At 69.7% G+C, this 7,670-nt stretch carries 9 protein-coding genes; 8 read left to right on the plus strand and 1 reads right to left on the minus strand.

Annotated features, from left to right (window positions below; all coding sequences use genetic code 11):
- Positions 1 to 122 precede the first annotated feature (122 nt).
- From ACFXB5_RS26390 to ACFXB5_RS26420, 7 genes are all read left to right on the plus strand, one after another.
- Entirely contained in the window at positions 123 to 617 is a 495-nt protein-coding gene (locus tag ACFXB5_RS26390) for a flavin reductase family protein (RefSeq protein WP_385212107.1), read from the plus strand.
- 22 nt (positions 618 to 639) lie between these two features.
- Positions 640 to 1,869: an acyl-CoA dehydrogenase family protein gene (locus ACFXB5_RS26395; RefSeq protein WP_385212109.1), complete on the plus strand. Its 1,230-nt coding sequence runs from the start codon at positions 640 to 642 to the stop codon at positions 1,867 to 1,869.
- Between the two features lie 140 nt (positions 1,870 to 2,009).
- Complete coding sequence (locus tag ACFXB5_RS26400; RefSeq protein ID WP_385212111.1) at positions 2,010 to 2,858, plus strand: hypothetical protein; 849 nt, start codon at positions 2,010 to 2,012, stop codon at positions 2,856 to 2,858.
- Positions 2,855 to 3,607 (plus strand): HpcH/HpaI aldolase/citrate lyase family protein, encoded by a 753-nt coding sequence (locus tag ACFXB5_RS26405; RefSeq protein WP_385212113.1) that lies wholly within the window; start codon positions 2,855 to 2,857, stop codon positions 3,605 to 3,607. The genes ACFXB5_RS26400 and ACFXB5_RS26405 overlap by 4 nt, the downstream gene beginning before the upstream one ends.
- Complete coding sequence (locus ACFXB5_RS26410; protein ID WP_385212115.1) at positions 3,604 to 4,095, plus strand: nuclear transport factor 2 family protein; 492 nt, start codon at positions 3,604 to 3,606, stop codon at positions 4,093 to 4,095. Before ACFXB5_RS26405 ends, ACFXB5_RS26410 begins: the two co-directional genes overlap by 4 nt.
- Positions 4,096 to 4,120: 25 nt before the next feature.
- On the plus strand, positions 4,121 to 5,362 hold the full coding sequence (locus ACFXB5_RS26415; protein ID WP_385212117.1) for a DUF3500 domain-containing protein: 1,242 nt from the start codon (positions 4,121 to 4,123) through the stop codon (positions 5,360 to 5,362).
- 363 nt (positions 5,363 to 5,725) lie between these two features.
- Entirely contained in the window at positions 5,726 to 5,893 is a 168-nt protein-coding gene (locus tag ACFXB5_RS26420; protein WP_385212119.1) for a hypothetical protein, read from the plus strand.
- Positions 5,894 to 5,969: 76 nt separating this feature from the next.
- On the opposite strand, the gene ACFXB5_RS26425 is transcribed toward ACFXB5_RS26420, so the two are convergent.
- Positions 5,970 to 6,911, minus strand: a complete 942-nt coding sequence (locus tag ACFXB5_RS26425; RefSeq protein WP_385212121.1) for an NADP-dependent oxidoreductase — start codon at positions 6,909 to 6,911, stop codon at positions 5,970 to 5,972.
- Positions 6,912 to 7,021: 110 nt separating this feature from the next.
- On the opposite strand from ACFXB5_RS26425, the gene ACFXB5_RS26430 reads away from it, so the two are divergent.
- The gene (locus ACFXB5_RS26430; RefSeq protein WP_383154857.1) at positions 7,022 to 7,588 is read left to right on the plus strand and encodes a TetR/AcrR family transcriptional regulator; all 567 of its coding nucleotides are present in this window, start codon (positions 7,022 to 7,024) and stop codon (positions 7,586 to 7,588) included.
- The last annotated feature ends 82 nt before the right edge of the window (positions 7,589 to 7,670 follow it).

A 7,670-nucleotide genomic window follows, 5' to 3' on the forward strand; every position in this document is an offset into this window, starting at 1 on the left:
AACTCTCGGCCGGCAGACCAAGCCGCCGCGTGAAATGCGGAGTTGACTCGGTTATGTCGGACGCGGAGATGCACCGGACCACGCGTGCGGCACACCGATTCCAGCGCACCGGGAGGCACGTGATGATCGACCAGGAAACCTTCGTCGAGCTGATGAGCGGGGTCTGCGCACCCGTCACAGTGGTGACGGCGACAGCCGCGGACGGTCGACCGCACGGCAGCACCGTGTCGAGCTTCGCCTCGCTCTCCCTGGCCCCTCCGCTCGTGAGTTTCGCCCTGGACCGCTCCTCCCGGCTGCTGCCCCATCTTCCGCCAGGAGCCCCGGTGGGAGTGAACATCCTCGGCGCCCACCAGCAGGACCTGGCCTCGAAATTCGCCCGCCGGCACCAGGGACCGGGCTCCAAGTTCGACCACGTCACCTGGACCATCCGCACCGGACTGCCCTACCTGCCCGAGTCCGCCGGCTGGACCGCGGGACGAGTCGAACGCCACGTGGACGGCGGCGACCACATCCTCCTCGTCGTCAGCGTCGAGGAGGCCGAGTCGACGCCCACGCCGCCGCTGGTCTACGCCCGCCGGACCTTCGGCACCCACTCCGGCCTCGCCGTCGCCAGCTGAGCGCCACCCCACCCTCCTTGACATGGAAGTGACGACGATGAGCATCACCACGCACGCCCCGCGCACCACCGACTCGGCACGCGCCCTGCGGGCCGAACTCGTCGAACGCGCCACCGCCCTGCGGCCTTTGGTCTCCGGCAACGCCGAGGGGACCGACCGCGCACGCATGGTGCCCGCCGAGAACATCGACGCCCTCGCCCAGGTGGGACTGTTCTCGCTGATGCAGCCCGCCCGCTACGGCGGTCTGCAGACCGATTTCCGCACCCTGCTGGAGGTCAGCCGTACGGTCGGGTACGCCTGCGGCTCCACCGGCTGGCTGACCTCCCTGCTCAATGCCAACGCCTGGTTCGTCGGGCTGTTTCCCGCCCGCGCCCAGGACGACGTCTGGGCCGACAACCCCGGCGCCCGGGTCGCGGGCGTCGTCACGCCCATGGGTACGGCGGAGCTGGTGGAGGGCGGATACCGGGTGAGCGGACGCTGGTCCCCCGCCTCCGGGTGTGCGCACGCCGACTGGGCGATCCTCGGGGTCAAGCGTCCGGACGCGGACGGCACCGCGGATGCCGTCGGCATCGTGCTCGTGCCGATGCCGGAACTGACCGTGGAGGACACCTGGTTCGTGACGGGCATGCGCGGGACCGCGTCGAACACAGTGATCGGCAACGACCTGTTCGTGCCCGCGCACCGCTTCCACTCCGTGCCCGACGCCGTTGAAGGGCGCTACGCCACGCCCTTCACCGACGAGGCGCTCTACCGGGCACCGTTCGTGCCGGTCACCGCGCTGGTCCTGAACGGCCCCCAGCTCGGACTGGCCGCGGCCGCCGTCGACATCCTGGTCGACAAGGCCCCGCGGCGGGGCCTGACCCTGACGAGCTACAGCACCCAGGCTCAGGCCCCCACCATCCAACTCGCCGCCGCGAACGCGGCATCGCTCGCCGACTCGGCCCAACTGCACGCCTTCCGCGCGGCCGCCAACATCGACGAGGGCGCGCGGGCCGGGGCATACCCCACATACGACGCCCGGGCCCGGATGCGCATGGACACCGGTCGGACGGCGGTGCTTGCCCGGGAGGCGGTCGACATCGTGTGCTCGGCCCAGGGCGCCTCCAGCTTCGGCGAGTCGAACCCGCTGCAGCGCATCTGGCGCGATATCGAAGCATCCAGCCGGCACGCCGTCCTCAACCCCGACGTGGCCGCCGAGATCTACGGCAAGTCGCTGTTCGGGATCCGGGGCACCGTTTCCGCACTGGTGTAAGGCACTCCCGCCGACTGCCGGTTCCACCGTGCCGCCCATACGACCGGCCCCCGTCGATCGATGCGCCCGGGACGCGGATCGCGCGCCGGATCGGCCGCAACAAGCTCACAACGTCCATGCGATGCCGTAGGAGAGGGCTGATGACCATCGCCACAGTCACAGGAGCCGCCGTCGTCGACGAGGTGGCGGCGCGTGATCCGGACCTGATCTCGGCCGGCGGCAGCCGGACCTGGTCGGTGTGCGGCCGCAACTTCGTCGTCGCAATCACCGAACTGGCAGCAGGTGACCGCCTCACCGAGCACGACCTCCCCGACGAGTACCTGCTGCTCGTCCAGGACGACGCCGTGGTCGGTGTGGAGCATGCCGGTCAGCCACAGGTGGCCGTGGCCTCGCCCGCACTCGTCGTCGTCCCCGCGGGCACCAGCACGGTGTATGCGGCGGCTCCCACGACGGTGGTGCAGGTGTTCACCGCGCGCTGCGACGAGCAGATGCGGCGGGCCGTCAACCACACGGCCGCTGCCGACCCCCGCACCGCGCCGCTGCCCGAGCCCACCGAGACCGGCAGCGACCACATCCGGGTTCACCGCCTGCGCGACATCCCCACCCAGGAGGGGCGCTTCGGCCGGATCTTCCGCACGGCCTCGTTGATGGTCAACTGGTTCCCGGTCCAGGAGGGGCCGCGCGACACCGAACGCCTCACGCCGCACTCCCACGAGGACTTCGAGCAGATGTCGGTGACCCTCGCCGGGGACTACGTGCACCATTTTCGCGTGCCATGGACGGCACGGATGAGCCAGTGGCGCGACGACGAGCACGTCCAGGTCAGCAGTCCCTCGATGACGCTGATCCCGCCGACCGTCGTGCACACCACCCGTTCCGTGTGCGCGGGCCCGCACACACTCATCGACGTCTTCGCCCCGCCGCGCGAGGACTTCCTCACGAAGGGGTGGGTGCTCAACGCCGGCGACTATCACGGAGTCCAGCCGTGACGGGCGACGAGCTGCCCCGGCTCGGTGCCTGGGTCAAGCTTCCCGCGCCGGAGAGCGTCGAGCTGCTCGCGCTCGCCGGGTTCGACTTCGCCGTGATCGACGCCGAGCACGGCGCGATCGACATCCGCACCATGGCGACCATGATCGCCATGGCCCGCGGCTGCGGCATCGCGCCGTTCGTCCGGGTCCCGGGCACCGCGCCCCGTGACGTGCAGGTCCCGCTCGATGCGGGTGCGGCCGGCCTGTTCGTCCCGCGGATCGACTCCGTCGCCCAGGCGCACGAGGCCGTGCGAGCCGTGCGGTTTCCGCCGCTCGGCGAGCGCGGGGCCAGCACGTCCGGACGGGCCGGCCAGTGGGGGCGCACGCCCCTCAGCGATTACCTGCGCTCCGGCAACAACGACGTCCGCCTCGTAGTCCAGGCCGAGAGCGTCACCGCCCTTTCGGCGATCGGTGAGATCGGCGCGGTCGCCGGCATCGATGCGGTGTTCATCGGACCGATGGACCTCGCGGTCTCCGGCCAGTTCCAGGAGGGCAGCCCCGAGATGGCAGCTCTGATCACAGCGGCCGAGCAGAGCTGCGCCGACCACTGCATTCCGTTGGGGACCGTGGCCTCGGGCCATGCCGCCGAGTTGCTCCAGCGCCGCGGGTACGACTTCCTCGTCCTGGGGGCCGACACCACGATCCTGCGTCAGGGTGCGCACGCACTCGTGAACAGCGCCCGTGCCGCCACGCTGGGAGCCCGGCGATGACCCCCGAGGCCGGCACCATCGCCGGCCCGACCCTCGCCACCCTCCTCCACACCGAGCTGTCGATGCTGGTGACGGCGCTGTGGTATGAGATCGACCACGGTGACGGCTCTCAGGCCGCCGGCTTCTTCACCCCCGACGCCGAGCTGACGTTCTCACGCCGCACCTTCCGCGGCACCGAAGAGATCAGCGGCGTCTACCGCGACCGCACCGCCCGGGGACCTAGGGTCTCGCGCCACCTGATGTCCAACTTCCATGTCCTGCGGCATGAGAGCGGCCAGGTCGAGGCCATCTCCGCCCTGGTGCTCCACGCACAGGACGGGACGCCTCCCGTGCCGACGACCGTGCCGGTACTGATCGCCGACGTGCACGACCGCTTCGTCCGGACCGGCGAAACGGACGAGCACACGAGCCGGTGGCGTATCGCCTCGCGGCGGATCGAGAACCGCTTCCTGATGCCCGGCGACGTCCTGGCCGTTCCGACCGAGTAGTCCGACCGAATAGAAGGAGACGACGATGTCTTCTCAGCAGCAACAACCGGACGAGTTCCCCCTGCCGGACACCCCGGGCGATCTGCCGATCGTCGACTCCCATCTCTTCGACGATCTACTGCCCGCTGAGGCGGCCTTCGAACTGACCGCCGGTCTGCGGGGGTATCGCGAGCCGTTCGTCGGCATCACCGAGGACGGCGCCCGGCGACCGGGCCTGTACCGTCTCAACGACGCGGGCGCAGCCCCCAAGGCCGCGGTCGCCGCGGCCGAGGCGTACCTCGACGGGCTCGCCCCGCACCAGCGGGTGGTCGGCAACCTGCCGATGGACGCCGCGGAATGGCGGCTGTGGACCAATGCCATTCCGACCTGGCATCCCAAGGGCATGCGCCTGGAACGGCTGACCGAAGGCCACCGCGAACGGGCGCTCACCGTCGTCGAGGCGAGTCTCAGCCCGGCCGGCTACGCCCAGGTCCGCGCGGCCATGGCACTGAACCAGAACCTGGGCGAGCTGATCGACGACTACCGCGACACCCTCACCGAATTCGCCTACTGGTTCACCGTCTTCGGCACGCCCTCACCCGACGCTCCGTGGGGATGGCAGCTGATGGGACACCACGTGGACCTGCACTGCGTCTTCGTGGCAGGACAGGTGGTCCTCGCTCCGGTATTCCTCGGCGCCGAGCCCACCATCGGCACGGGACGCTTCGAAGGCATCCAGGCCCTGCGCGTCGAAACCGAGGTCGCCCTGCAATTCCGCCGCACCCTCAACCCCGACCGTGAGCACGAATTCCTCATGGGATCCTCGCTGCGCGCCGAAGACTTGCCGCCCGAACTCGCCGGACCGTGGAACGGACGGCATCTCGCCGGAGCGGGCAGCGACAACCTCATCCTGCCGCCCGAAGGCGTCGTCGCCGCCAGCCTGCCCGCCGACCAGCGCGACGGCCTGGTCGAGTTGATCCGGGTCTATCTCGACCGCCTCCCACCGGCGCAAGCCGAGCGCACCCTGGCGCTCGTGCGCGAGCACTTCGACGAGACCCGGTTTGCCTGGCGTGGCGGCCACGACGACGTCTGCGCCTTCTACTACCGGATCCACTCCCCGGTGCTCCTCGTCGAATACGACAACCACCCCGGCGTGTTCCTCACCAACCCCGAACCCGCCCGCTACCACGTCCACACCATCGTGCGCCATCCCAACGGCAACGACTACGGACGCGACCTCCTCGCCCAGCACTACCGGCTCCACCACGGCGGACACCGAACCAGTTGACTACGACGTCCAGGACGCAAACCGCGCGCACAGGACCGAGCATCCCGCCGACCCACAGCGGCATGCCTTGGCCGCGCCACCAACCCCCGTCACCAGGGCCGGACTTCACTCCTCCAGCTCAGCCCGCCCGCTGCCGCCCTGACCACGAACCCGCCCCCTTCCAAGGCCACGATGTGGAAGGACACACCCTCGCTGGGGACCTGTCGGCCCGCACCGCCTACGCCAACAGCGAGCGCGAGGCGAAGGTGGAGCCGACCCCGCTGGAGGAGTGGATGCCCGCCTTCCTCACCCAGCTCGCCGCGCCCGGCGCCCAGCTCGTATGCGCCACCAGCGGCGATGGCGCCTTACAGCGCTACGTGTTCGATGCCGACCGCGAATCCTTCGCCGCGTTCACCGAGAACGGCTCCGGCTGGACCGTCCGGCAAGGACCCCCAGATCACCTGGCGCGGCGGCTGGGACCGAGCCGAGGAGGCCGTCACCGCCCTCCTGGACCGCCGCCTCCACGGCAAGGCGGTCCTGGACATCGGCTGACCCACCGGCTGAACGACAGCCCTACGCCCGAGCGGGGCGCACCATCGAACTCATGGGGATTCGAACGACGCGATGGTCACTCGGTCGTGATGACGAGCTTGCCACCCTTGGGTGTGCGGTTGCGTTCGAGCTCCGTGAGGGCCTCGATCGCCCTGCCGAGCGGCACGGTGCGGGCGATCGGCAGTCGCAGTATTCCCTTCCCGACAGCCTGTGCGACCGCCTCGAGGTCCTCCACACTGACCTTCGCGATCAGCACCTGATACGGCCCCGGCAGAGCGCTTCTCACGAACTTCGCCGGCGTGGGGGTGATGTCGATGATGCGGCCACCAGGCTTGAGCAACGCCCGTGCCGCCTTGATCGGCAGCGTGCCGGCGGTGTCGAAGACGACGTCGAATCGCCCTGCGAGCTTCATCGCGTCGAAGTCGAATTCGACGATCGGGGTGACACCGAGGTCGTGTGCCTCCTGCCTGGCGGTACCGCGACAGCTACCTCCCACGGAGGCGCCGTGCGCCAGGGCGAGCTGTACGGCGGACCGGCCGACTCCGCCGAGGCAGCCGTGGACGAAGACGGCCTGCCCGGTGTGCAGCTTGCTCGTGCTGACCATCGCCTGAAAAGCGGTGAGCCCCACGATGGGGACCGCGGCGGCTTCCTCCCAGGAGAGATCCGCCGGCTTCTTCACGACCGCCTTTTCGTCGGCGACGACCATCTCGGCGAACGCTCCTGCCGCCTTGATGCTTGCCCCGCCGAGCACTTCGTCGCCGACGTCGAGTCGAGTGACGCCGTCGCCGACCGCCGCCACGACGCCCGCGAAGTCGTGACCCAAGCCGCGCGGGAACTTCCGGCCGGTCATGATCTTCATCTCACCGCTGCGGATCTTCCAGTCCATCGGGTTCGCGGCCGCCGCCTTCACGCGGACCAGAACCTCACCGGGGCCGGGCCGCGTCGGCTCGAAATCCTCGAACCGCATCACCTCGGGACCGCCGTACTGGTGGTACTGGATGCGCTTCATCGTCGTCATGACGAACACCTCCACACGCTGATGTCACCTGATGACATCAACCTACCACGCTGATGACACCTGATGACATCAGCGTGATAGGCGGCGGACGGCAGCCCTAAACTTGGCGCATGGGACGATGGGAGCCTGGAGCCAGTGGCCGACTGCGTGAGGCCGCACTCGCCTTGTATCTCGAACATGGCTTCGAGCAGACCATGGTGACCGACATCGCCGACCGGGCCGGCGTGACCGCCCGCACCTTCTTCCGCTACTTCGCCGACAAGCGCGAGGTTCTCTTCGACGGGGCATCCGAGTTTGCGGAGAAGTCGCTGACCGCGCTGGAGGCGGCGCCCGCCACGGCGTCGACGCTGGAGGCCGTCGCGGCCGCGCTGGACGCCGCGGCCGAGATCATCGGACGTGACCCTGAGCTCGCCCGGAAGCGGCACGCGGTGATCATGGCCAACGCCGATCTCCGGGAACGTGAATTGATCAAGCTCGCCCATATGTCGGCCGCACTCGCCGATGGGCTCCGACGGCGGGGCGCCGGCGACACCGAGGCCAGCCTGGCCGCCGAGACCGGCTCCGCGGTGTACCGGGTCGCCTTCCAACGATGGGTCGACGCCGCCGACGACCTCGACCTGCGCGACGCCATCAGCCAGTCGTTCGCCCAACTGCGAACCCTGACCGCCTCCAACTGATCCACAAAACACGACCCTAGGGCCCGCCCTGGTGGGGGGGGCCGAGGTGGTAAACTGGTTGTGTGGGTGTTGGGGGGATAGA

Origin of the sequence: Streptomyces sp. NPDC059455, assembly GCF_042750115.1 — a bacterium.
In the GTDB taxonomy this organism is placed as follows: Bacteria; Actinomycetota; Actinomycetes; order Streptomycetales; family Streptomycetaceae; genus Streptomyces; species Streptomyces endocoffeicus.

Coding starts and splice junctions, on each gene's coding strand:
- ACFXB5_RS26400 (WP_385212111.1), top strand. CDS start 2,010: ATGACCATCGCCACAGTCACAGGAGCCGCCGTCGTCGACGAGGTGGCG.
- ACFXB5_RS26410 (WP_385212115.1), top strand. CDS start 3,604: ATGACCCCCGAGGCCGGCACCATCGCCGGCCCGACCCTCGCCACCCTC.
- ACFXB5_RS26430 (WP_383154857.1), top strand. CDS start 7,022: ATGGGACGATGGGAGCCTGGAGCCAGTGGCCGACTGCGTGAGGCCGCA.
- ACFXB5_RS26420 (WP_385212119.1), top strand. CDS start 5,726: ATGCCGACCGCGAATCCTTCGCCGCGTTCACCGAGAACGGCTCCGGCT.
- ACFXB5_RS26390 (WP_385212107.1), top strand. CDS start 123: ATGATCGACCAGGAAACCTTCGTCGAGCTGATGAGCGGGGTCTGCGCA.
- ACFXB5_RS26415 (WP_385212117.1), top strand. CDS start 4,121: ATGTCTTCTCAGCAGCAACAACCGGACGAGTTCCCCCTGCCGGACACC.
- ACFXB5_RS26395 (WP_385212109.1), top strand. CDS start 640: ATGGAAGTGACGACGATGAGCATCACCACGCACGCCCCGCGCACCACC.
- ACFXB5_RS26425 (WP_385212121.1), bottom strand. CDS start 6,911: ATGACGACGATGAAGCGCATCCAGTACCACCAGTACGGCGGTCCCGAG.